General features: G+C 64.7%; 24 protein-coding genes. 5 read left to right on the forward strand and 19 right to left on the reverse strand.

Annotated elements, in window-relative coordinates; all coding sequences use genetic code 11:
• Window positions 1-19 precede the first annotated feature (19 nt).
• The 8 genes from gcvPB to SM755_RS09530 form a co-directional block, all read right to left on the reverse strand.
• Window positions 20-1543 carry an aminomethyl-transferring glycine dehydrogenase subunit GcvPB gene (gcvPB, locus tag SM755_RS09495; RefSeq protein ID WP_323172425.1) on the reverse strand — a complete coding sequence of 508 codons (1524 nt, stop codon included), beginning with the start codon at window positions 1541-1543 and terminating at the stop codon, window positions 20-22.
• Window positions 1540-2883 carry an aminomethyl-transferring glycine dehydrogenase subunit GcvPA gene (gene gcvPA / locus SM755_RS09500; RefSeq protein ID WP_323172426.1) on the reverse strand — a complete coding sequence of 448 codons (1344 nt, stop codon included), beginning with the start codon at window positions 2881-2883 and terminating at the stop codon, window positions 1540-1542. Before gcvPA ends, gcvPB begins: the two co-directional genes overlap by 4 nt.
• A 212-nt stretch (window positions 2884-3095) precedes the next feature.
• Window positions 3096-4472 (reverse strand): AI-2E family transporter, encoded by a 1377-nt coding sequence (locus SM755_RS09505; protein ID WP_323172427.1) that lies wholly within the window; start codon window positions 4470-4472, stop codon window positions 3096-3098.
• 70 nt (window positions 4473-4542) lie between these two features.
• Window positions 4543-7065: a cation-translocating P-type ATPase gene (locus SM755_RS09510; RefSeq protein WP_323172428.1), complete on the reverse strand. Its 2523-nt coding sequence runs from the start codon at window positions 7063-7065 to the stop codon at window positions 4543-4545.
• Window positions 7066-7083: 18 nt separating this feature from the next.
• Window positions 7084-7956, reverse strand: a complete 873-nt coding sequence (locus SM755_RS09515) for a sulfite exporter TauE/SafE family protein (protein ID WP_323172429.1) — start codon at window positions 7954-7956, stop codon at window positions 7084-7086.
• A gap of 185 nt (window positions 7957-8141) precedes the next feature.
• Complete coding sequence (gene hmgB, locus SM755_RS09520; protein WP_323172430.1) at window positions 8142-9479, reverse strand: hydroxymethylglutaryl-CoA synthase; 1338 nt, start codon at window positions 9477-9479, stop codon at window positions 8142-8144.
• A gap of 179 nt (window positions 9480-9658) precedes the next feature.
• Window positions 9659-10237 carry a DUF2150 family protein gene (locus SM755_RS09525; protein WP_323172431.1) on the reverse strand — a complete coding sequence of 193 codons (579 nt, stop codon included), beginning with the start codon at window positions 10235-10237 and terminating at the stop codon, window positions 9659-9661.
• Between the two features lie 76 nt (window positions 10238-10313).
• Complete coding sequence (locus tag SM755_RS09530) at window positions 10314-11186, reverse strand: TatD family hydrolase (protein WP_323172432.1); 873 nt, start codon at window positions 11184-11186, stop codon at window positions 10314-10316.
• Between the two features lie 164 nt (window positions 11187-11350).
• Between SM755_RS09530 and SM755_RS09535 the strand changes: the two genes are divergently transcribed.
• Together SM755_RS09535 and SM755_RS09540 are read left to right on the forward strand one after the other, a co-directional pair.
• Complete coding sequence (locus SM755_RS09535; RefSeq protein WP_323172433.1) at window positions 11351-11599, forward strand: Hsp20/alpha crystallin family protein; 249 nt, start codon at window positions 11351-11353, stop codon at window positions 11597-11599.
• The gene (locus tag SM755_RS09540) at window positions 11596-13860 is read left to right on the forward strand and encodes a CDC48 family AAA ATPase (RefSeq protein ID WP_323172434.1); all 2265 of its coding nucleotides are present in this window, start codon (window positions 11596-11598) and stop codon (window positions 13858-13860) included. The genes SM755_RS09535 and SM755_RS09540 overlap by 4 nt, the downstream gene beginning before the upstream one ends.
• 104 nt (window positions 13861-13964) lie before the next feature.
• On the opposite strand, the gene SM755_RS09545 is transcribed toward SM755_RS09540, so the two are convergent.
• From SM755_RS09545 to SM755_RS09560, 4 genes are all read right to left on the reverse strand, one after another.
• Window positions 13965-14318 (reverse strand): hypothetical protein, encoded by a 354-nt coding sequence (locus tag SM755_RS09545; protein WP_323172435.1) that lies wholly within the window; start codon window positions 14316-14318, stop codon window positions 13965-13967.
• Window positions 14319-14385: 67 nt separating this feature from the next.
• Entirely contained in the window at window positions 14386-15066 is a 681-nt protein-coding gene (locus SM755_RS09550; protein WP_323172436.1) for a bacterio-opsin activator domain-containing protein, read from the reverse strand.
• Window positions 15067-15262: 196 nt separating this feature from the next.
• Window positions 15263-15727: a thioredoxin-dependent thiol peroxidase gene (gene bcp, locus SM755_RS09555; protein ID WP_049903706.1), complete on the reverse strand. Its 465-nt coding sequence runs from the start codon at window positions 15725-15727 to the stop codon at window positions 15263-15265.
• Between the two features lie 145 nt (window positions 15728-15872).
• Window positions 15873-16025, reverse strand: a complete 153-nt coding sequence (locus SM755_RS09560) for a hypothetical protein (protein WP_323172437.1) — start codon at window positions 16023-16025, stop codon at window positions 15873-15875.
• A gap of 165 nt (window positions 16026-16190) precedes the next feature.
• Here SM755_RS09560 and SM755_RS09565 point away from each other — a divergent pair, with 165 nt between their 5' ends.
• The 3 genes from SM755_RS09565 to SM755_RS09575 all read left to right on the forward strand — a co-directional run bounded on the left by SM755_RS09565 (window position 16191) and on the right by SM755_RS09575 (window position 19442).
• Window positions 16191-17252: a zinc-dependent alcohol dehydrogenase family protein gene (locus tag SM755_RS09565; RefSeq protein ID WP_323172438.1), complete on the forward strand. Its 1062-nt coding sequence runs from the start codon at window positions 16191-16193 to the stop codon at window positions 17250-17252.
• Window positions 17253-17694: 442 nt separating this feature from the next.
• Window positions 17695-18750: a Gfo/Idh/MocA family oxidoreductase gene (locus SM755_RS09570; RefSeq protein ID WP_323172439.1), complete on the forward strand. Its 1056-nt coding sequence runs from the start codon at window positions 17695-17697 to the stop codon at window positions 18748-18750.
• 476 nt (window positions 18751-19226) lie between these two features.
• A complete protein-coding gene (locus tag SM755_RS09575) occupies window positions 19227-19442 on the forward strand; it encodes a hypothetical protein (RefSeq protein WP_006665993.1) in 216 nt (71 codons plus the stop codon).
• Window positions 19443-19611: 169 nt separating this feature from the next.
• Here SM755_RS09575 and gvpM read toward each other — a convergent pair whose 3' ends face one another.
• The 7 genes from gvpM to gvpF form a co-directional block, all read right to left on the reverse strand.
• Entirely contained in the window at window positions 19612-19971 is a 360-nt protein-coding gene (gene gvpM, locus SM755_RS09580) for a gas vesicle protein GvpM (RefSeq protein WP_323172440.1), read from the reverse strand.
• Window positions 19972-20011: 40 nt separating this feature from the next.
• Window positions 20012-20938 carry a gas vesicle protein GvpL gene (gvpL, locus tag SM755_RS09585; protein WP_323172441.1) on the reverse strand — a complete coding sequence of 309 codons (927 nt, stop codon included), beginning with the start codon at window positions 20936-20938 and terminating at the stop codon, window positions 20012-20014.
• The gene (locus SM755_RS09590) at window positions 20935-21279 is read right to left on the reverse strand and encodes a gas vesicle protein K (protein WP_006665990.1); all 345 of its coding nucleotides are present in this window, start codon (window positions 21277-21279) and stop codon (window positions 20935-20937) included. The genes gvpL and SM755_RS09590 overlap by 4 nt, the downstream gene beginning before the upstream one ends.
• Entirely contained in the window at window positions 21276-21746 is a 471-nt protein-coding gene (gvpJ, locus tag SM755_RS09595; protein ID WP_323172442.1) for a gas vesicle protein GvpJ, read from the reverse strand. The genes SM755_RS09590 and gvpJ overlap by 4 nt, the downstream gene beginning before the upstream one ends.
• A 213-nt stretch (window positions 21747-21959) precedes the next feature.
• Window positions 21960-22916 carry a hypothetical protein gene (locus tag SM755_RS09600; RefSeq protein WP_323172443.1) on the reverse strand — a complete coding sequence of 319 codons (957 nt, stop codon included), beginning with the start codon at window positions 22914-22916 and terminating at the stop codon, window positions 21960-21962.
• A complete protein-coding gene (locus tag SM755_RS09605) occupies window positions 22913-23692 on the reverse strand; it encodes a hypothetical protein (protein ID WP_323172444.1) in 780 nt (259 codons plus the stop codon). Before SM755_RS09605 ends, SM755_RS09600 begins: the two co-directional genes overlap by 4 nt.
• A complete protein-coding gene (gvpF, locus tag SM755_RS09610) occupies window positions 23692-23946 on the reverse strand; it encodes a gas vesicle protein GvpF (protein WP_006665986.1) in 255 nt (84 codons plus the stop codon). The genes SM755_RS09605 and gvpF overlap by 1 nt, the downstream gene beginning before the upstream one ends.

Genomic DNA, 23946 nt, shown 5'->3' on the forward strand with positions numbered 1-23946 from the left:
TCGCGTCCGTTCGTGGCTCTCAGTCGTCGCCAGCGAGTTCGTGCCAGGATAGGCGCGGGCTTCGCGCCGCGCTGGTCTGGTCGATCCGCCGCGCGGTCGTCCGCTCCGGTGCGTCGGCGAGCGTCTCCTCGTCCTCCCGCGCGACAGCGTTGAACGCCGCCGCCAACCGATCGAGCGTGTCCTTGCTCTCGACCTCCGTCGGTTCGGTCATCAGCGCCTCGGGGACGATTTCGGGCCACTTCGTCGTCGGCGGATGCACCCCGTAGTCGAGCATCCGCTTTGCCACGTCGGCCGCGTCCTGCTCGCCCGCGCTCGCGACGAACTCGTGGTGGAACGGGCCGTACGGAACGCTGAACTCGATCCGGCTCGCGAGGTAGTTCGCGTTGAGCACTGCCTTCGCGCTTGCATCTGCGAGCCCCTCGTCGCCGAGTCTGGCGATGTAGGCGAAGGCCTTTACGAGGACGAGCCAGTTGCCCTGAAACCCGTGGACCTTGCCGATGGTGTGTTCGGGATCGAATAGTTCATAGCGCTGCTCACTGGTACTGGCACCAGTACCGGCACTGCCACCGTCTCTGTCTCCTGTACGTGCGTCGTCGGCCGCTCGCACCCGCGGTGCGGGCAGGAACGGCGCGAGTTCGTCCACGACGCCGACGGGGCCCGCGCCGGGACCGCCGCCGCCGTGGGGCGTCGCGAACGTCTTGTGGACGTTGTAGTGCATGACGTCGAAGCCCATGTCTCCGGGGCGGGCGCGCCCGAGCAGGGCGTTCAGGTTCGCACCGTCGTAGTAGAGCAGGCCGCCCACGTCGTGGACCATGTCGGCGATCTCCTCGATGTCGCGCTCGAACAGGCCGAGCGTGTTCGGGTTGGTGAGCATCAGTGCCGCCGTGTGCTCCGAGAGGGCGGCGTCGAGCGCGTCGAGATCGACCCGTCCCTCGTCGTCGCTGGGCAGCGACACCACGTCGTAGCCGCCGAGGGCGGCGCTGGCGAAGTTCGTCCCGTGGGCGCTCTCGGGAACGATGACCTCGTTGCGGTGACCCTCGCCGTTGTGTTCGTGGTAGGCCGCGGCGACGCGGATGCCGACGAACTCGCCTGCTGCGCCGGCTGGCGGTTGGAGCGTAACAGCGTCCATGCCGCCGATTCGGCCGAGGTAGTCCTGCAGGCGAGAGAGGAGTTCGAGCGTGCCCTGCACCGACGCCGCCGAGCGATCGGGGTGGACGCTCGCGCCCGGCAGCGCCGCCACGTCTTCGGTGAATTTCGGGTTGTACTTCATCGTACACGAGCCGAGCGGGTAGGGACCGCTGTCGATCCCGTAGATCATCTGCGAAAGGCGCGTGTAGTGGCGGGCGAGTTCAGGTTCGGAGAGGGCGGGCAGTTCGAGTTCGTCTCGCGTGAGGTCGTCGGGAAGCGGCGAGTCGTCGCCGATCTCGACGCGCGTCCGGTCTTTCTCCGAGAGCAGGGGTTCGTACTGGCCGTCGTTGACGTAGCGGGCCTGGTCGTAGCGGACCTGTTCGGCGTCGGACGCCAACTCGTCTCCGTCGCTCATCGAACCACCTCCGAAAACGCCGCGACGAACGCGTCGAGTTCGGCGTCCGGAACGCCGGCGACACAACACTGGAGTTCGTGCTCGCCGACGACGTGGACCGCGAAGCCACGCGTTTCGAGGTCCTCGGCGATCGCCGGCGCGGGCTGATCGACGTGCGCGACGAACTCGCGGATGTGGTGGCGATCGTGGACCGGAGCCGACACACCGACGAGTTCGTCGAGTCGCTCGGCGAGAGTTTCGGCGCGGGTGACGCCGCGTTTCGCGAGGTCGACCAGTCCGTCGGGGCCGAGTGCGGCGGCGTGCATCGCGGTTCGAAGGGCGACCCAGGCCTGGTTCGTACAGATGTTGCTCGTCGCGCGTTCGCGGCGGATGTGCTGTTCGCGGGTCTGCAGGGTGAGCGTGAACGCCCGCCGATCGGTTGCATCCTCGCTGACGCCGACCAGGCGGCCGGGGACCTGCCGCAGGTAGTCCTCGCGACAGGCGAACAGCCCGAGGCCCATGCCGTAACTCGTCGGCAGACCGAGGACGCTCGCGTCGCCGATGACTACGTCGGCTCCCACGTCGGCGGGTCGTTGGAGCAGGGAGAGCGCGACCGGGTCGGAACCGAGGACGAACAGCGCGTCAGCGTCGGTCGCGAGTTCGCTCGCGGCGTCGAGGCGTTCCTCGATTGTCCCGCGGACAGTCGGGTTTTCGGCGTAGAGCATGACGACATCTTCGTCGACCGCGTCGGCGAGTTCGTCGGCGTCGATAGCGCCGTCCGCGGTCGGGTACGCCTCCACGACCAGATCGGTGCCGGCGACGTAGTTCTCGAGGGTGCTCCGGCGCTCCTCGCGCAGGAGATCCGGCACGAGGACGCGGTGGCCGCTCGTCTCGCGGACGCGGTCCGCCAGCGTCGCGGCCTCGCCGAGGGCGGTCGCCGCGTCGTACATCGAGCAGTTGGCGATTTCGAGTCCCGTCAGTTCGACCAGCAGCGACTGGTACTCGAACAGCGCCTGCAGAAAGCCCTGCGAGATTTCGGGCTGGTACTGCGTGTAAGAGGTGAGAAATTCGGAGCGGTCCGCGAGGTGATCGACCAGCGAGGGCACGTAGTAGCCGTAGTGGCCACGCCCGAGCAGTTCCGTTAGATTCTCGTTGCGTCCGAGAATCGAGCGCACGAGTCGTCTCGTCTCGCGCTCGGTCCGGGCATCGATACCGAACTCGTCCGCAAATCGGACGGTATCGGGAATGTCGAACAGGTCCGCGATAGAGTCGGCATCGACCGCCTCGAGCATCGCATCGCGCTCGTCGGCCGTGTGGGGGGCGTACGGACTCCCGGAGGCGCGCGTTTCTGCCCCGTTCATACCCTCCTCCCGGTGATTTGGTTTCGGATTCGGGTGCTGGCTGTGGTGTGATGGGTGTCCTGTCGCTGTCGCGATTTCTCTCGATCCCCCTCTCGATTACAGGATGGCATTCGGGACACGATAGCAGTTCGTTGCGGCCAAGGGCTAATTAACGCACCCGTTCCGTGTGGGCGGGCAGTGTGTTTCGGTGCGAGACAGTCGGCCACGACTGGCTACCGGTCGAGTTCGGAGTCGGTATCGGTTGCAGTCTCGTCGCTGGTATCGCGATTTCCGTCAGTTCCGTCGGTCTCGTTGGTCTCGCCGGTCTCGCCAGTCTCATCGGCCCCATCGGTCTCGTCGCTCTCGTCGCTCTCGTCGGGAGAGCCGTCGTACTCACATTCCGTCGCTTCGTCGCCGTCGACGCCGGCCGTGGCCTCATCCGCGTTCGTCTCGGTATCACCACCTTCGTCCACGTCGAGTTCACTCTCGGGGGGTTGCTCGCCGGCGAGTCCGGTTTCGGGTTCGGTCTGAACCGCACTGTCGGCACCGGGGGTAGCGGTGCCGGTAACCGGTTGCGGGGCGTCGGCGCGTTCGCGGGCGAAGAGATCGAGGGTGATCTTCGCCCCGCCGAGGACGACGGGACCGATAAAGAGGCCGACGGCCCCGAAGACGACGAGGCCGCCGAAGATGCCGACGACGATAATCGCCGAGTTGAACGCGCTCGTGCGGCCGATGAGTGCGGGACGGATGTAGGTGTCCGAGGCGCTGACGATCGAGCCGTAGACGATGAGGATCGCGGCCGAAACGAGTTGGCCGGTCGCAAGTAGTCCGATCGAAACCGGGACCCAAACGCCGAAGGCTCCGATGAGCGGGAGCAACGCGAAGATGAACGTGACGACCGAGAGGAGGACGACCGCCGGAACGCCGAGGACGGCGAGACCAATCCCGAGCAGGACCGCCTGAATAATCGCGACGGCGACGTTCCCGACGACCGAGGCCCACATGAGCTGGTCGAGTTCAGCGAGCAGTTCCGCGAGCAGGTCGTCCTCGATGGGGACCACGCGTTGCATCCAGACGACGAACTCGCCGCCGTCGCGCAGCAGGGCAAAGAGGACGAACACGGTCACGGTGAGGCCGATGAAGAGTCCCGGTGCGCCGCCGGCGATCTCGACCGCGCTCATGGCCAGCCCCTGCAGTCCCGTCGCGATCGGGTCCTGATAGGTCTGGTAGAACTCGACGAGATCGACCGAGTAGCCCACGTTTTCGAGTTGCGATTCGATGATCGTGACATCGAGGTTGCCGTTTCCGTCCTGGATCACGTCGACGAGGTTGAGCGCCTCGCGGAACGCGACGGTGAGGACGTACGCCAACGGCAGCAAGAGTGCGAGGATCGTGACCGCGACGAGCGAGAGGGCCGCGATGAGCGAGCTCACGTACTGTTCGAGCCAGCGCTGTGCCGGAACGAGAATATACGCAAGCACGACCCCCAGGAGGACGTACTGGAGATAGGGCAGAATAACGAGAAGTCCGAGAACGGCGGCGACGATAGCGAGGACGGTTAGCCCCGGTCGCCTGGCAAACCACTCCCCTGACGGCGGACGATCGGCCATGAATACGGGCCGGTACGCACTCCGAACGTATTATATTGATGAAACAACGGCCCGCAATCGGGCAGCGCGATCACTCCGAAAGCAACGACCGCGAGGAGTTCGTGACGACGAGCAGACTGCTCGCGCCCATCGCGAGCGCGGCGAACAGCGGGTTGAGAAGCCCCGTCACCGCGAGCGGAATCGCGACCGCGTTGTAACAGAACGCCCAGCCGATGTTTCCTTTCACGCGTCGGTCTGTCGCCCGCGCGAGTTCGAAGACCGTCTCGACCGACGAGAGGTCGTCGTCGACGAGCGCCACGTCGGCCGCGTCGGCCGCCATCGCCGTGCCGCCGCCGAGCGCGATGCCGAGATCCGAACTCGCGAGCGCGGGGGCGTCGTTGGTTCCGTCGCCGATCATGACGGTTCGGCCGGTCCGCTTGAGCCGATCGACGGTTTCGGCCTTCCCTTCGGGCGGGACGCCGGCAAAAACCTGACCGACCGCGTCGTGCTCGCGGAACTGCGTCGCAGCCCGCGCGTCGTCGCCGGTAAGCACGACGATGTCGGAGCCGCTCTCCGAGATCGCCGTCAGCGTCTCGTCCCAGTTCTCCCGGAGTTCGTCGCCGACGACGATGACGCCCGAGGCGGTGCCGTTGCGGCCGACGGCGACGGGGACGCGTCCGGTTTCGCGCGCAGCCCCGATTTGGTCGGCGAGTTCGGTCGGCACGTCCCAGCCGCGGTCCCGGAAGAGGTCGGGATGGCCGACGATGAACTCGTCGCCGTCGACGGTGCCGGAGACGCCGTTGCGGTGGGAGTCGAACGTGTCGACGCGGTCGGGCGCGTTTTCGTCGTCACTGATCAGGTCGCCAGCAGTCGCGTCACCTGTGTCGGCCACGTTGCCTTCCGCCGACGCCCCGGGCTCGACCGTACCGCCGTCTGCAACCGGTGTCGCCGCGGCGATGGCTTTTCCGACCGGGTGGGCGGATCGCTCCTCGAGCGCGGCGGCCTGTTCGAGCAGGTCGTCCGGAAGGTCGGTGTCGACGACGGTCATGTCCCCGGTCGTGAGCGTGCCGGTCTTGTCGAAGACGACGGTGTCCGCGTTGCGGATGCGTTCGAAGACGCTGTCGTCGAACACGACGATCGAACGCTCGAGCGCGTCCCGGATACCGGCGGCGACGGCGAGTGGCGTCGCGAGGCCGAGCGCGCACGGACAGGAGACGATCAGGACCGTCAGCCCGGTGAGTAGGGCTTCGGTGACATCGGCACCGAGCGCCAGGTGGGCGGCCGCGGCGACGGCGGCGAGGACGAGCACGAACGGGACGAAGATCGTCGCCAGTTTGTCGGCGAGTTTCTGGATGCCGTGGGTGCCGCTCTGGAGGTCCCAGACGAGTTCGCTGATCCGGTCGAGGGTGCTTGTGGCGTCCTCGCCGACGCGGACGGTCAACGAGCCTTCGGAGACGACGGAACCGCCGACGACCTCGTCGCCGGATTCTTTCGTCACGGGCAGCGATTCGCCGGTGACGACGGCCTCGTCGACCGCGGCGCGGCCGTCGACGACGGTGCCGTCGATGGGCACGCGCTCGCCGGTGCGGACCAGCACGCGGTCGCCGGGGTCGAGTTCGTCGACGGAAATCGGTTCGGTGTCGCCCTGGTCGCCGACGCGGCGGGCCTCCTCGACCTGCACGGCGGTCAGATCCGAGAGGCGCTCGGTCGCCTGGCGTTTGATCGTCGACTCGTAGTAGCCGCCGACGGTGACGATGACGACGATGGCGACGGTCACGTCGTAGTAGATGTGAGCGCCGCCGGTCGCGATCGAGAGCGTGCTGTAGAGATACGCGCTAACGGCCGCGATCGCGACGAGCAGGTCCATGTTCGGCGACCGCGTCTTGACGGCGACGTAGGCCCCCTGCAGGATCGGTTTGCCGGTCACGGCAAGGACGATCGTCGTGAGGGCGGCGATGACGACGTAAAACGGCGTCGCGAGTTCGCTCGAGAGCGTCTGCGTGAAGAACTCGGTCGTCCGCTCGTCGTAGAACAGCCCGCCGAAGTAGGTCGGGTAGATGATGACGATGTACTGCAACATCACCATCATCCCCATGAGGACGCCGACGCCGACGCGGGCCATCTGCCAGTTGTCGGCCCGCCGCCGGCTGAACGCGTCCGCGCGGTCGTAGGCGCTGTACCCGAGTTTGCTGATCTCCGCTTTGAGGTCCTCGACCGAGACGGTGTCCGGATCGTGGTCGATCCGCGCCGTGTCGGTCACGTAACTCGAACTCGCGTGGCTGACGCCGTCGGTCTCCGCGGCGACCGACTCGATGAACGCCTCGCAGGTCGCACAGTACATTCCGTCGACTTCGAGGAACGTGGTTTCGTGGTCGGGCGGCACGTCTCGCGATGTCCCGTCTTGGGCCTCATCCGCCGCTCGCGCGTTGCGAACGTCGGCTGCGTCTACGTCCGCTACATCGCCGAGTGCGTCGTAGACGTTGCGACAGCCGACACAACAGAACGCGTTGCCGTCGGCGACGACGCCGCTGCCGTCGACCGGCAGGTCACAGAGGGTACAGCCGCTGTCGGCAGCGGCGTCGACTGCGGATCGAGAGTTCGGTGTCTCCGTCATACCTATCGAATCGTCCGCTCAGTGGTTCTCGTGGCCGCCCGCCTCGATACCCGCCACGTCGAAGCCGTCGTAGAACGGCAATCCGGGGTGTGGAACGTGGATCCCCAGACTCATCAACCCGTGTGCGAGCAGGACGTAGCCGAGGACGAGGAAAGCTGCGCCGAGGAGGCGGTGGACCCGCCGCCGGTGGGCGACGTCGACGGCCTCGATGACGGTCCCGTACGCGAAGACGGCCGGGACCGTTCCCAGCCCCAGCGCGGCGAGGGCGAGCGCTCCCCGCGTCGGCGATCCCGTCGCGAAGGCGTACAGAAACGCCGGGTAGAGGATGGGACACGGCAGCAGGCCGTGCAACGCGCCGAGGCCGACGATGCCCGGCCCGTTCGCCAGGCGATCGACGTACCCCGTCAGCCAGCCGACGAGTCGCTCGCCGCCCGGCAGACTGACGCCGCCGGTGCTCCGCCCGAGCAGGTAGTAGAGTCCCGTCACCATGACGAACGCGCCAACGAGCAGGCCGACCCCGCCGCGGGCGAACTCGACGAGCGACGTGAGTTGGGCCGTCGTCACGAACAGGATGCCGCCGAGCGTGCCAAAGAGTCCCCCGAGCAGCGTGTAACTCGCCGTTCGTCCGAGATTGAACAGCGCGTGCTGGCGCACTTCGTAGATCGTAAGGTGTCCGCTCGGGCGGGCGCTGCCGGCGGCAGTGGACGCGCGTCCGCCGTCCGTACTGGTCGCCCCCTGCGACTGCCGTCCGCTCTCACTCCCGTTTCCGTCCATCCGGCTGGCATAGATCGTCACGAGCGGGCCGCACATCCCGATACAGTGCCCGCCGGCCAGCAGGCCGATAACGAACAACAGGGCCACGTCGACGCCGAGGAGTGAGAGTGGGTCCATGATCGGTCGGGGCTTTCGCCGTTAGCCGACCTAGTCTCCCCACCGGGTAGTGCGTTTCGCCTTCGATCCCCGCAGACGGCTGTACGCGCCGCCTCTCACCCGAACGAGTTCGGATATGCCGCCAAAAGCAGTTGTCGAACACTTGCGGTTCGTCGCTCGTCGGTCGTCGCTCGCCTATCAATTCGTTACTCGACGTAGCGATACTGCCGTTCGCCCATCCGACCCCAGCCGTCGAAGACGAACTCCTCGTCGGGCGTCGTGAACTCCTCGACGTCGACGTCCATCTCGTGGTTGTGGGCGTCGTGAACGTCCTCGTAATCCGCCCAGGTCAGATCGTAGCGGGCCGCAAGCTGTTCGTCCACGTTCAGCGCCTCGATCTCGTCCTCCCAGCCGTCCTGGACGGTTTCGGTGTGGATTTCGGCCTGCGCACCGCTTCCATACGAGCCGATGAGCAGCGTCTCACCGGTTAGGTCGCGGCCGTCCTCGAGTGCTGACTTGAGCGCGCTCGCGCGGGCGACGTGAACTGAACCAGTGTACCAGTTGCCGACCTCGCGGGAGATCGATAGCGTCGGGTCGATCATCTCCGCGTACCACTCCTGGTAGCGGTCGGTTTCCTTGAGTTCGTCCATGTACTCCCGCAGGGCCTCGCGATAGTCATCGTCGGTGTCGAACGCCTCGGGACGGGGCTGACGACCGATTTCGCCGGCCAGATCGTCCTCGATGCTCGTATCGCGGATGATGTGGCGATAGGCGAGCAGGGCGGCCTTGCGGACCATACCGGGGAACGGCGTGTGGAACGGCGCAAAGGTGATGTCCTCGGGATGGACGTCGCCCGCGACGCTCTCGTAGTCTTCCAGGGCTTCGCGCATCCGGGCGAGATACACCTGCACCGAGCGCTTCCCGTCGACGGAGGGGAACTGCTGGTTCGGCTTGAGAAAGTCCGTCTCGTCGGCCGAGCCGTAGCCCTGTTCTGCGGAGAGTTCGATCAGATCCGGGTCCTCGTCGATGTACATCGCGATCGCACCTGCACCCTGGGTCGCCTCCCCGGCGTCGCCGCGGGCGTACAGCGCGGTGTCCGTCGCGATGACGAGCGCGCCGCGGCCGCGGTTTCGGCCCGCGCGGATCCAGTTGTACGCGTCGTCCAGACTCTGGGTTCCCGCGATACAGGCAAATTTCCGCTCGCCCTTGTTCGCGTGGTGGAAATCGCTGTCGTAGACGTCTTCGAGACAGCCAGCGACGTACGTCGAAACCGGCTTCGAGTTGTCGAACGAACTCTCGGTTGCAACGTCGATTCGGCCGATATCGTCGGGTTCGAGACCCTTGCGTTCCATCAGACGATGGGCCGCGTTCGCGCCCATCGTGACGATGTCCTCGTAACTGTCGGGAAACGAACTCGCGTTCAGACCGAGTCCCTTGGTATACTTCTCGGGGTCTTCGCCCTTTTCCGGCGCGAACGTCCCGGGCAAGTCGAGTTTGAGATTCCCGGTCCAGATCTCGATGGCGTCGATACCGACTGCTGTCATACCCCCACACTATACAGCGAGCTATATGGTATTGTCGTTCGAAGATTCGACGATTGACGGACTGGCGGCCAGTGTTGACACCCGCACTTCCCTCCCGGCGGACTCGGTGCGCTCGCCGAACTGAACTCGGCCAGCGGACCACGAATGTCGGAGACAGAGAACTCGCTTCGAGCGCGGCGTTATTCGTCTTCTTCGACGACTTCGGGATCGCTCATCGCACTCTGGAGGCTGTCGAGACCGTTGATCCACTCCGTGACGAGGCCGTACTCGAGGTCCTCCGCGACGGTCATATCGAGTTCAGCGTCGTCGATGATGAGGGTGCCGGCCTGGGCGGCGTAGCCGAGCGCGGCGTCTAAGTCTTCTTCGGCTTCGGCGTCGGCAGCAGCGCCGAGGTAGTCGCCGACGCTACCGTCTTCGGCGGGACCGTTCGCGATGTACTCTTCGGCGGCGAAGAAGACGCAGACGAGGCTCGTCTGAACGCCGTCGACGAGGATTAATTTCTCCTCGTCTTCGATGTCGATTTCGCTCAGGACGATTTCGCGGACATCGTTGATCTCTTCGAGCGCTTCCTCTTCTCCGAGGTCCCCGTCGTCGTAGGCGGCGACGATCTTCGCGACTGCGATTGCCGTATCATCCTGCAGATTGAGCAGGAGTCGCGCCGACGACTCGTCCTCGGGATCGATCTCTTCGTCTTTGATGCGATCGATCCAGTTCTGCCAGCGTTCCTCCGAGTAGTACTCGGTCGGGGGATTGCTCATACAGACACCTACACCGGCCGCTTGAAATGCCTTTCTCTACCTGTACGTCGTCGCGACAGAACCGCTGCAGCGCCGTTTATGCCCGCTCGAGCGTTCCTTCCGTATCGATCCCGTAAACGAGTGCAGGTGTGTCGACGTGTGCCGTGTGCACCGCTTGCTCGTGGCCCGCTTCGAGTAGCCATCGGACGCGGCGAGGGACGGTCTTCGGTCCGAGGACGGCTCCGGGACGGTCGGGGTCGTCGACGTAGTCCGTTTCCATCAGAAACGGCGCACCATGCTCGACTGCGCGCTCGGCCGCGCGCTCGAGCCGGTCCTTGTCGCTCATGACGCTCGGCGTCGGCCCGTCCAACCGGCCGGCGGCGTAGTGTTTGACGACCTTGTGCGCGGGCAGCCCGCGGTCTTCGGCCCATTCCGCGACTGCGGTCATGTCCTCGGTCGCCTCCGCGTGGAGCTGGACCGCGCAGTCGAGTTCACTGCCGTGCTCGAAGGCGTGACACATGACGGCGTTCGAGGCGTCCCAGACGGCCTCGGAGACGTCGTAGTGTGGCCGTCCGGATTTCAGCGCGAGGGCCTCGCCGCGCGCGACGAACTCGGCGGCCACGTCGAGCCCGCCTTGCATGATTTCGCGGGCTTCGTCCGGACTGTAGCCGCGGTCGTCGACCAGTCGCGAGATCAGACCGGGGTGAACGCCGAGGACGGGCCAGGCGCGACCGGGGAGTTCAGCCGAGGCGTCCGAGACGATGTCGATGGTGCGCTCGAAGACGGGACGGAAGTCCTCGCCGGTGTCGGCCTCGACGCCGAGGTGCCAGGAGGGCTTGTTCACCACGAGGAGGTGCGTGCCGCCGAGTCGGGCGAAGTCTCGGACGGCGTCGATGCCGCGGTGGGCGTCCGGATCGAGGTGGAGGTGGTTGTCGAGAACCGGCCGCTCGTCGTTCTCGTCGTCGATCATGCGCGGATCTGAGAGCGCGAACCGGGAAAAGTCACCGGCTTCCTCGCGCGGGTCGAAACGGTGTGAACTACGAACAACGGTCTTTCCGTGATCACCCTCACGTACCCGGGTTTATTGGCACAATGCTTATATAGGTGTAGCGGTTACGTTGGGTTAGTCAACGAATGAACCTCGACCAATTTACCAACAGCGAACAGCAGGTCGCCCGTCGATACGAGTACGACGACGCCGTGGTCTTTGCCGTCGACTTCGGAGCGGCGTCGGCCGACGCCTCGGTCGATGTCGTCGATAGCACGGTCCTCGCCGTCATCGACGGCGAACAGTACGAGATTGACCTTCCCGACGGTGCAGACGACGCGCATACGTTTATCAAAAACGGGGTGCTCACTATCGAAGTGGAGGGCGACCGATGAAACTCACTGTCAAACCACTCAAGCAGAAGGATGCAGGGCGCGGACTGGCCGCCATCGACCGCGTCTCGATGCGCGAACTGGACCTCGAGAACGGGGATTACATCCTCATCGAGGGAAGCGACGATAGCCAGGCCGTCGCCCGCGTCTGGCCGGGCTATCCCGAAGACGAGGGCCGGGGCATCGTCCGAATCGACGGCCGCCTTCGACAGGAGGCCGATGTCGGTATCGACGACCGCGTTTCGGTCGAACCCGCCGACGTCAATCCCGCAACCTCTGTCACCGTTGCACTCCCGCAGAACCTCCGCATCCGCGGTGACATCGGCCCACTCGTCCGCGATAAACTGAGCGGCCAGGCCGTCACCGAGGGGCAGACGGTCCCCTTCTCGCTCTCGTTCGGGCCGATGGCCAGCTCCGGCCAGTCGGTCCCGCTCAAGATCGCGAGCACCTCGCCCTCGGGCACCGTCGTCATCACCGACTCGACGACCATCGACATCTCCGAGACGCCGGCCGAACAGGTCAGCTCCGGCGGCGAGCCCGGTGCCGAGGGCATCCCGAACGTCACCTACGAGGACATCGGCGGCCTGGACGACGAACTCGACCAGGTCCGAGAGATGATCGAACTGCCGATGCGCCACCCCGAGCTGTTCCAGCAACTCGGCATCGAACCGCCGAAGGGCGTCCTGCTCCACGGCCCGCCGGGCACCGGGAAGACGCTCATGGCCAAAGCCGTCGCCAACGAAATCGACGCCCACTTCCAGACCATCTCCGGCCCGGAGATCATGTCGAAGTACTACGGTGAGTCCGAGGAGCAACTCCGCGAAGTCTTCGAAGACGCGGAGGAGAACGCCCCCGCCATCATCTTCATCGACGAACTCGACTCCATCGCCGCCAAACGCGAGGAAGCCGGCGGCGACGTCGAGCGGCGCGTGGTCGCACAGCTCCTCTCGCTCATGGACGGCCTCGAAGAGCGCGGCCGGGTCACCGTCATCGCGGCGACCAACCGGCTCGACGACATCGATCCCGCGCTTCGACGCGGCGGACGTTTCGACCGCGAGATCGAGATCGGCGTCCCGGACAAGGACGGCCGCAAGGAGATCCTGCAGGTCCACACCCGCGGGATGCCCTTAGAAGACGAGATCGACCTCGACCGCTACGCCGAGAACACCCACGGCTTCGTCGGTGCCGACATCGAGTCGCTCACCCGCGAGAGCGCGATGAACGCGCTGCGGCGCATCCGGCCTGACCTCGATCTCGAGGAACAGGAGATCGACGCCGAAGTCCTCGAGACGCTCCAGGTCACCGAAGGCGACTTCAAGGAGGCGCTCAAGGGCATCCAGCCCTCGGCGATGCGCGAGGTCTTCGTCGAAGTCCCCGACGTGACCTGGAACGACGTCGGCGGGCTCGAAAACACCAAAGAGCGCCTGCGCGAGACGATCCAGTGGCCCCTCGACTACCCGCAGGTCTTCGAGCAGATGGACATGCAGGCTGCGAAGGGCGTCCTCATGTACGGCCCGCCCGGCACCGGGAAAACCCTGCTCGCAAAGGCCGTCGCCAACGAGGCCCAGTCGAACTTCATCTCGATCAAAGGCCCCGAACTCCTGAACAAGTACGTCGGCGAATCCGAGCGGGGCGTCCGCGAGATCTTCGAAAAGGCCCGGTCGAACGCTCCGACCGTGATCTTCTTCGACGAAATCGACTCTATCGCCGGCGAACGCGGCCAGCGACAGGGTGACTCCGGCGTCGGCGAACGCGTCGTCTCCCAACTGCTGACCGAACTCGATGGCCTCGAAGAACTCGAAGACGTCGTCGTCATCGCAACGACAAACCGACCGGACCTCATCGACTCGGCGCTCTTGCGGCCGGGACGTCTCGACCGGCACGTCCACGTCCCCGTTCCCGATGAAGCGGCCCGCGAGCGTATCTTCGAGGTCCACACGCGCGACAAACCGCTCGCCGACGCCGTTGAACTCGACTGGCTCGCCGAAGAGACGGAGGGGTACGTCGGTGCCGACATCGAAGCCGTCTGCCGCGAGGCCTCGATGGCCGCCAGCCGCGAGTTCATCAACTCGGTCGAGCCGGAGGATATCGACGATTCGGTTGGAAACGTTCGTATCAGCAGGGAACACTTCGAGCACGCGCTCGATGAAGTCCAGCCGAGCGTGACGCCCGAGACGCGCGAGCGCTACGAGGATATCGAACAGCAGTTCCAGCAGGCGGAACCGGGTCAGGAAGAGGAGCAACTGGGACGGACGTTCCAGTAACGCAACTCGACCGCCACCGCCGACGCGGATTTTCACTGCGACGACCGGTGCAGGTGGGACGGTTGCCGTCGAGTGTCGGTTGATATCGTCTCCGAACGGGTGCGTTATCGGGCGTCGGTCGCGCGCGAGACCGCCTCGAGTATGGCTGGAATATCCGCATCGAACGACTCGACCGTGTCGACGCGGTTTCGATCCGAGTCGTAGGTGACGAAGCCGGCCGCTGCCAGTTTCGGGACGTACTTGTGATACAGCGTGACGTGGATCTGTTTCGTGTCGGCCGCCGGAATGTCGGCCGGTCTTGTCCCGTGTTCTCGGATGGCTACCTCGGTAGCCAGGTCAGCGAGCGAAATCGGCGTCTCGTGCTCGGTGAGACATCGGAGAACGTACCAACACCGGTCGTCTGCGAGCATCGTAAACACCGTCTCAACGTCTCCGTGATCGGATCGGAGTTCGCTCATGCTACGTGTTCATATTTGACTTAGCGAAAAGAGTGGCGGGGTTGTATATATCGTCATTTAAGTGTAGTTACCCGGAATCGGCATCGTCACCCTCGCCGACCTGTCCGACCGTCAAGACGTTACCGATAAGGTTCTTCTCCGCGTGATGGAGGCGCTTGGACAGCGCCTGCTGTGTGATCCCTAACTGCTCCGCCAGTTCGGTCATGGTCGTCCGCTGTGGAACGTCGAAGAGTCCCTCCTCGTAGGCGGTTACGAGCGTTTTCCGCTGTATCGGCGTTAAGCCGTACTGTGAACTCGCCATCGGCTGATTCTGTTCGTAGAGCCGGTCGAGTTCGAACTCGACATCGTTCTCTCGGCAGAACTCGTGAAACGCCGAGACCGTCTTTTCGTCGTCGAAGCGCATCGTCAGATCCCAGGATTCGTTCGTCCCCGTCGCTTCGAGGATCGTCGCGCCGATCTCGACGTACGCGTAGATGATCGTCTCGATGTTTTCCGTCCATTCTGCGCGGTAGAGGACGGCGTCGTCGACGCGATCGACCCTCATCGCGTGTCTGATGGTCGGGTCGTCGCTGAACGTCCGTTCGAACCGCTCTTGCTCCTCGCCAGTGACCCAGAAGTAGGGCATGAGCCGATGCTGCGTCGTGGCGACGAGACGTTCGATTTCGACGACGATGCTCGGCGCAGACGACAGCGCGTGATGAAGCGCAAAATCGGTAGAATCGACGGTGAACTCGCCCATCACACTCATACGAGCACCTTCGTCCCGCGGTGGATAAGTGTGCGGCCAGAGAGTGAGTGCTCCGTGCGAGAAAGTGACAATGAGTGAGCAATAGTGGGTGGGCATGCAACGGGCCCCGCTCTCGTACACCGCGGCCTCTAGTAGCCACTGAAAGTCAGTGTACACCTGATCGATCGACGGCTGGGCGATCAGCCTAGAAACCGTTTCAGTTGGTACTAGCGATATCCTCGAGCACCGTCTCGGCGTGTCCGTCCGGACTCACGTTCTCGTAGACCGCCTCAACAGTCCCGTCAGGCCCGACGACGTACGTGTTCCGAAAGACGCCATCGAACGTGTTGCCGAACATTTGCTTCTCGCCGTAGGAGTCATACTGCGTCGCGACCGCGCCGTCCTCATCCGAGAGGAGATCGAACGAAAGATCATACTCGTCCGCGAAGGCGGCCAGATCCGAAACCGGGTCGTCGCTGATACCGACCACCGCAACGTCGTGGTCGTCGAACGCCGACAACGTCTCGTTGAACTCGCAGGCTTCGGTGGTACAGCCCTCGGTATTCGCGCGCGGATAGAAGTACACGACGAGTCGCTGGCCATCGAAATCCGACCGCTTGACGGACTCACCGGACTGATTGGACAGTTCGAACGCGGGAGCGTCTTCGCCAACGTCGAGCATAGAGACGAGTTCGGCACGGCTACCGTAGGTGTTGTGGTTCACGTCGGTCCAAACGGTCTGCTGGAACGATTTCCTGCACAACCATGGGACGGGCCGCGACTGCACCGGAGTTGGCTTCCAGCGGTCTGTATCAGTCTAAGGGAGTTCACACGACGGCTTCGACCCAGGTTGCGGTGACGAACTTGTGGCGACAGCCTTCGCAGAGATCGACTTCGACGACCTCGTCGGTTGTGAGATAGACGTGATACCGGCGCACCGGAAGGTCGGCCTCGCCGCAGTTTGCACAGGTCACGGACATCGGGGGCCACTCGCCTCCGGCTACACCGGTGAGCGGTATAATTGCTGGCCCGTCGTTGCTGCCGGTACTCGGAGACGAACTGACAGCCGTGACACCGGGACGGAATAGCGGCAGTATCACGCCCGTCTATCATGTTTTTATATGCTCATCAGAAAACACCGGACCATGCGAGCTGCCGTACTCGAAACACACGGTGAACCGCTCGAGATCGAGGACGTTCCGGAGCCGGAACCGGCGCCCGATCAGGCTATCGTCGAAACCGAAGCCTGCGGCATCTGTCGCAGCGACTGGCACGCCTGGCAGGGCGACTGGAGTTGGGTCGGGGCGTCGGTCCCGGAAGGGCAGATCCTCGGACACGAGCCCGCCGGAATCGTCTCGGCCGTCGGCGAGAACGTCGAGACGCTCCAGGAGGGCGACCGGGTCGCCGTCCCCTTTCACCTCGGCGACGGAACCTGTTCTCACTGCCGCGAGGGACGGGCGAACAACTGCGAGACCGTCGTCCCGCTCGGACTTTCTGGCGCTGCACCGGGCGCGTTCGCCGAAGCCTTCCCCGTTCGAGAGGCCGACTTCAACTGCGTGAAACTCCCCGACAGCGTCGAGTTCACCGAGATGGCCGGGCTCGGCTGTCGGTTCATGACCGCCTACCACGCGCTCGCCGACCGCGCAGAGCTCCGGCCCGGCGACTGGGTCGCCGTCCACGGCTGTGGCGGCGTCGGCCTCTCGGCGATCCACATCGCCGACGCGCTGGGCGCGCATCCGATCGCGGTCGACGTTCGCGACGATAAACTCGAGCGCGCCCGCGAACTCGGCGCGTCCGCGGCGGTGAACTCGACCGAGGTGGAGCATCCAGCGCGGGCGGTCAGATCGCTCGCCGACGGCGGTGCCGACGTCTCGATCGACGCGCTCGGCATCGCCGAAACCTGCCGGAACTCCGTCGCCAGTTTGGGAACGAGGGGGACCCACGTCCAGGTCGGCCTGACGACCGGCGAGGAGGAGGGCGAGATCGAACTGCCCGTCGACGCGATAACGATGAAAGAACTCGACGTCCACGGCTCCCACGGCATGCCGCTCGTTCGCTACCAGGAACTGTTCAAACTGATCGGCGAGGGAACGCTCGACCCGAGCAAGATCATCGGTGAAACGCTGTCGCTCGAGGACGTACCCAACACGCTCGCCTCGATGGACGACTACGAGACGGTCGGCATTCCGGTCATTACGGAGTTCTGAGCGGTAGGTCGAAGACAGGGGAATGGGGTGAGACACACCCACACATAACCCGGGCGGGGGCGGGAGCCCACCCTGGTGTGAGAGACATGAGCTAACTCGAAGCGGGGGCGAGTCCACTTCCGAGCGATCCGGGCACGAACGCACGCAATCGGCGGTCAGCGCGTCGTGTCTGGGCCAAGCGCGTACCCGGCGGGGCGTGTATCCCCGCACGTAGAACAATTGCAGGTGTCCCCCTTTGTTATGGACCGAATTGCCCGCCCGTAGTGTCGTCAAACCAGCGACAGGATGGCGCTACTGCGGACGTACTGGCGTACTACGCACCCGCTGTTCGAGCCCACGAGCACGAACCCGTACTAGTTATCACTGCCTACGATCGTCTAGGCGAGCACTTACGATCGCCAGCGCCGTCAAAGACATGCCTCCGCGTCTCGTCCCTCGTTCCATGTGTGCTCACGCGTCGGCCCCGAACTCGGACACGCCGATTGGCATCGGCATCGTCGGTCTCGGCTACATCGGCACGACCGTTGGCGGGCAGTTCCACCGCCACGCGGATGCCACCGTCCAGGCAGTCTGTGATCTCGACGCGGACCGCCTCGCGACGGTCGGCACCGAGTTCAGCGTTCCACCCGCCACCAGGTACACCGCGTACGAGACGATGCTCGACGATCCCGACTGTGAACTCGACGCCGTCCTCGTCGGGACGCCGCATACGCTTCACTACGACCAGGTCGTCGCCGCGCTCGATCGCGACCTGCACGTCTACTGTGACAAGCCGCTCACGACCGACCTGAACCGCGCACGTGAACTCGTAGCCAGGGCCGACCGAACGGATCGAACGCTGATGGTCGGCTACCAGCGCCACCTCCAGACCGCGTTCCAGCGGGCGCGAGAGCGGTTTGCGAGCGGACCGCCGCGGTGGATTACGGCGTCGATTACGCAGGACTGGATAGCGGATTCGGCCGGAACGTGGCGGCTCGATCCCGACCTGTCGGGCGGCGGGTTTCTCTTCGATACCGGTAGCCACCTGCTCGATGGCATCCTCTGGACGACCGGTCTCGAACCCGCCTCCGTCGCGGCGAGTATGGACTTCTACGACGACGAGCAGCGGGTCGACCGCCGTTCACACCTCGACGTTCGGTTCGAAAACGGTGCGACTGGAACCGTCTCGCTCCACGGCGACCTGCCGTCGACCCGCGAGCACATCCACTGCTGGGACGACCAAGGAGCGCTCTATCTCGAGGGAACGCAGTGGGGCTCCCGCGAGGTCTTCGAGATCGACACGGACGCAAGCGAACACGTTCCCTACATCGATCACCGGCAGGAACGGACCCGCGCCGGCGCGTTCGTCGACAGTATTCGCGACGGAACCGAGCCCCCTGCGACGGCTCGCGATGCCCTCCGCGTGACGGCGCTGACCGACGCGGCGTACGAGGCTGCTCGTACCGGCGATCGAATCCCAGTCGAACTCGAGCCAGAGGGTCGATCTGGTAGCCACTGACAGCCAGTGCGCATCACCTCGCACGATAGCAATGCCAGTGTGAACAGTCCAGGTGGGACCCTAGCGACGACTGTAAACGACTGCTCTGGTCTTGACCGCACGAAACGAATCGCTACACGACACTGTATTGGGCGACTCCCAACGGAAGCGTGATACGCCGTTCGCCGGCTCGATTCGAGCGCCGTCACTTCCGACGCTACCTGCGGGAGAAGCCGGTGACTAACGGTTCGATACCGGTGGCTAACCGATCGTTTTTCGACAATTACAGTATCCCGACTCCCCCGCACTGAACTCGACCCAGTCGTGCGGTTATGTTCGGTTTACGGCGGTTTCTTCTCGGCCGCCGTCTCGCACGGCTGCATCGACAGCGACACATACTCAGTCATCGTCTGCCACGGGAGTAAGAAACCGATAGCTCACCGTGGCAAGCGGTTACAAGCCGGATAACTACAACCGGTGCACGTGACCCGACGGATATGATCACCTGTACAAACTGTGAGACCCCACAGTTCTTGCAGATCACCCAGAGCCGCGTCTACTTCGAGGACGGAGAGATGATCAACGAACTCTCCGAGACGTACGAGTGTACGCTCTGCGGGTCGACCGGGCAGTACGTTTACGACGAGGAATGCGACGAAGAAACCGTCTCGGGAGACGTCGAACTCACGACCGAACGCCCGAAGTTTGCCTGACCGGTCGCCCCACGAGGGGCGACGGACGGAGGCCGTCGGTAGTACTCGGACGATACACTTCTAAACGGCTGTTTACGTGCGGTTTCGACGCGCACACACACACTCTCTCTCTCTCTCTCTCTCTCTCTCTCGGCTGTGCTTCGTCCCGGCCCGTGCCAGAGCCGAACGCTCAACCGGTACCGTCGCTATCTGGCTCTGGCGTCTCCGCATTGCTTGCTCCCTCGATTCGCCCATCTATCGTTGCGCTGGGTCGTGGCCCGGGTACTGAGGGGGCGGTCGTTCTCGTCCCGTCCGCGCCGTCGATTCCGGTGTGGTCTTCCGTCGCCCGGAGCCGATGTCTTGCATCCCACTCCTCGAAGAGGCCATACTCGGTCATCGTCTCCATCCCGGCGAGCGCCGCCGTGAGTTTGAGCCCGACGAGGGGGATCTCCGCGACCGAGATGATGACGTCGGCGCGCAAGATCACGCCGTCTCTGAGAATCACGTCGAGGAGATCAACCAGCGCTTCGTCGTCCTTTTGCGGCTTCATACGGGTTTCACCTCTCGAATCGGTGCGTGCTGCAGTGCGATCATAGCGGGTTCGTATCGGTTCCAGCACCAGTTGGATCGCCGTTCTGACCGTCCGGGTCGGTTCCCAGTTCCGGTGCAAACGTATACGGCGGCCACGGCCCGGTAAACCTGACTTCGAGTCCGTCCTCGGCCGCAACGCCGTCGAGTATCGACCCGACCGCATCCTCGTCGTCCTCGTGTGCGAGCACCGTGAGCCGACAGAGCGTGTCGACATCGTCGCCGTCTTCGGTCCTGGTCTCGTCCTCGGATCTCGCGACGTCCGCAATATCCGATGCCGGCGATCGCTCGAGCGTATGCACCTCGCGAACCGTCTCCGCCAGCTCCGCCTCCAACTCGGCCGCCATCGTTTCACGACGCGCCGTTCGCAACTCCGTCAATCGCTGTTCGAACTGCTTTTCGAGCAAGAACGCCTGACCCTCGCTCGCGTCGGCTATCTGTTCGTCGAGTTCAGCCAGGCGGTCGTCCTGTTCGACCAGCGTTCGGTCGTCCGGCGTGTCGAACTCGACGACTTCGATGCGGTACTCCCAGTGATCGGCAAGTTCGGAGAGCACGGGCCGCAGCGTCGCTGATTCCTCGCGAAGCCACTCGCGCAGGCGGGTGTCGTCGCCGCGGAGGATGGTGTCGAACTGGAACGGGACCGGCGTGCCGAACGCCTGGCCGGCCGCGTCGACGACGGTCTGGTGACGGACGAGCCAGTGTTGGATCTGCGTGAGGTCGGCCGAATCGTAGAGGCTGTCGCAGTCGTGGACGACGGCACCGATGCCGTCTTCGGTGACGACCGAGACGGATTCGCCGTCGATACCGGTCGTGTCGAGCGTGGCGTCGTCGTCGGCCTGGACGACGCAGTAGAGGTAGCGACCCGTTTCGATGTCGGGCGTCTCCGCTGTGTTCGCCGACACGTCGCGGCGTTGCTCGTCCGTCGTCACGAGTTCTCACCGCCGAATACGGAGTAGCCGGGCGCGTGACGCGGCGTCGAGTCGGCATCGAGTTGTTCGATCGCGTCGGAAACGAGCCCGTCCAGATCGCCGCGAAGGTCGTCGACGCCGTCCTCGATTCCCTCGTCCGCTTTGAGTTGTTCGATCTCGGCTTCGATCGTCGCGAGTTGCTGCCCGAGACGGTCGATTTCCTCGTCGGAGAGGTTGCCGGATTCCATGCGCCTGACCGCCTCGCGCTCGAGCGCGTCGATCAGGAGTTCGACGACGGTGATGACGAGCGTGACCAGTCCCTGGCGCGCGTCGTCGCCGTCGCCGACGTCGATCGTGCTCATGGCGAATCCGCCTCCGCCTCCGCCTCAGTCTCCGTTTCTGTCTCGGCCGCTGCCGTTTCGCTCTCGCTCGCCTCGGCGTCCGCCGTCTCAGCGTCGTCAGCCGCGTCCGGCGCTTCGTCGGCGGCTTCGGCCTCGTCCTCGTCGTTGTCCTCGTTCTCGGCAGTCACGTTGACGCCGCGAGTCGGATCGATCGCCGGATTCGGCCGTTCCTGATCCGGCGACGCGAGTTCGGGATCGTCGACCGCCTCGGCGACGCGTTGCATGTCGGTCCCCTCGGGGAACTCGAGGCCGTATTTCGCCGCGGTTTCGAAGGAGGCGATCGCGGCCCGGAGCTGGATCCCGAGCAGTTGCGTGTCGCCGATCGAGACGGCGATGTCGGCGTTGATGACGATACCCTTGTCGAGGAGCATCTCGACGACTTCGGCGAGGTCGGTTTGCTGGCGGCTCGGCTGAACGCTATCGACCATCCGACTCACCTCCGAGCGGGCGTCGCCAGTGTCCGTCCAACTCGCGCTGTTGCCGACGGGTCGAGGGTGGTGTCCGGTTCTGATTCTGGGTCATGGTAGGTTCGATCAGTGGCAGTCTCGTCGTGAATCGCTCGCTGGCTCGGTTTTCGATGTTCGATCGCAGCCTGTCTCTCCGTTCGGGGTCCGCTATCGACCGCTAGTAGCGCTGTCCGATCAGTCTCCGCCGTCACCTCCGGTCTCCTGCTGGCGCTTCGTCCGTTCGCGCTCGAATCGCTTCCCGTAGATCCGCTTTCGGCTCGGAGCCGTCGAGAGCCGAACCCGCTGTGGCACCGTCGAGTGATTGACGCCGCTTGCGACGTCCGCGCGCGCCGCCGGCATCGTCGACGCCGCCGTCGGATTCCGCGAGTTCACACTCGTGTCCTGGCGGCGCATCTTCTCGCGGTTGAACTCGTGGAGCTTCGCGAATTTGGCGTGGGTTTCGAGCAGGGCCTCGCGAAAGCTATCGATACCCTCCATCGCGGTTTGCTGAATCGCGACCTGGTAGGCCTCGGGATCGTCCATCACGTCGATATCGCCGAGGAGTTCCGCTGGATCGGCGTCGACGTCGAGGAGATCGTCATCACCGCCGTCATCGCCGCCCAGGTCCAGTCCATCGAGGAGGTCATCGTCACCATCACCGCCATCGTCGGTCAACTCCTCGAGTTCGCGTTTCGTCTCCCAGAGCTCGCCAATGTCCGTCGCGTCCCAGGCGTCGAGCAGGTCGATGGCCCGGAAGAGGTGGGTGAAATCGACGACATCGCTGGCACCGGTGTCGTCGTCGGCCAGAGCGGTTGGAATCTCGCCCGCGTCGATCGCCGCGATGAACTCGTCGGCGTCGACGGCCTCCGGGAGGTCCGACAGGTCGAGCGTTTCGAGGAGGTCCGCGACCGCGGTGGCGAGTTTGCTGAGCGTCTCGACGTCGTCGACGAGTGCGGACAGCGTTTCGTCGTCGAGGTCGTCGAGGTTGTCGAGGCTGTCGAGGCTGTCGAGGCCGGTGTCAGCACTGTTGTCGCCGTCTCCACTTTCCTCCCCGTCGCCGGCCCCCAGCGTATGCTCGAGTTCATCGAGCGCGTCTTCGGCGTCGTCGAGTATCGTGCCGAGGTCAAAGTCGGCGGAAGCGTCGTCGCTCATCGATCACCCTCGGGGTCCGTCTCAGTCTCTGTATCGCCGTCCGAACTCGTCTCCGTCGCCTCCTCTGGAGCGTCCGCAGGCTGAACTCGAACGGTCAAGACACCGTTGTTGATCGCCGCCTGTCCGGTCGGGTCGGCCCAGGGAACGTCGATGCGGTCGAGTTCGGTGCCGGCGACGACGATGACCAGCGCGGTGTCGCTGAAGCCGACGGTGACATCGTCGGCGTCGACATCGACGTGGGCACCGGAGACGTCGGCGATGACGAGGAGTTCGTCGTCGTGCGTGCGGGTGGTGATGTGGTGGGAATCGGCCCGCGAAGCTGACGGGGTGTCCGCTGCGGAAGACGAGCGGGCCGACGGATTTGAAGGCGGTCCCGACGAAGATGAGGCCCGACTTCGCCGCGTTCGCGGACGGCCCGCCCGATCGTGGTCCGGATCACGGTCCCACGTCCGATCCGAATCCGTCTCACCGCGTTCGTCTTGCCGAAGTCTGTCGACCCACTCGTCGGCGAAGGACTCCCCAAACCGGGAATCGTCCAGCAGGTCGTCACCCGTCCGAATCGAGATACTGTAGTCGAATACGGACCGATTGCGCCCGCCTCGTCCCGCGGGTGACAGCGTGTTCGAGTTCGGACTCCGATCCAGGCGATCGAGCAGTGCCCGTACCGTCGCGAGCCACCCCGTTTCCTGAGCCCGCCGCTCAGCCGGGTCGTCTCCGTCGTTGCGATCGGTTCTGTCGTGCGGATCGTTCCTATCGTGTGGGTCGTCTCGGGTCATCAGCGTTTCACCTCGACGCGGCCGCTCGCGAATTGTTCGCGGACCTCTCGGGCGAGTTCGAGTTCGGCTTCGATCGTTTCCTTTCGGTCCAGGTATTCCTCCTCGGATCGTTCGCCGAGTTCGTACAGCAGCCGGTTTTCCTTGCGCTCGTCCTCGAGTGCCTCCACGTCGTACAGTTCCTGCAGCGCGAGCGAGTGCAGCGTGTCGACGATGCCGATGAGCGGCCGGAACAGAAGGTCGTCGAGAACGAACAT

It is taken from the genome of Natrialba sp. PRR66, from assembly GCF_034808065.1.
In the GTDB taxonomy this organism is placed as follows: domain Archaea; phylum Halobacteriota; class Halobacteria; order Halobacteriales; family Natrialbaceae; genus Natrialba; species Natrialba aegyptia.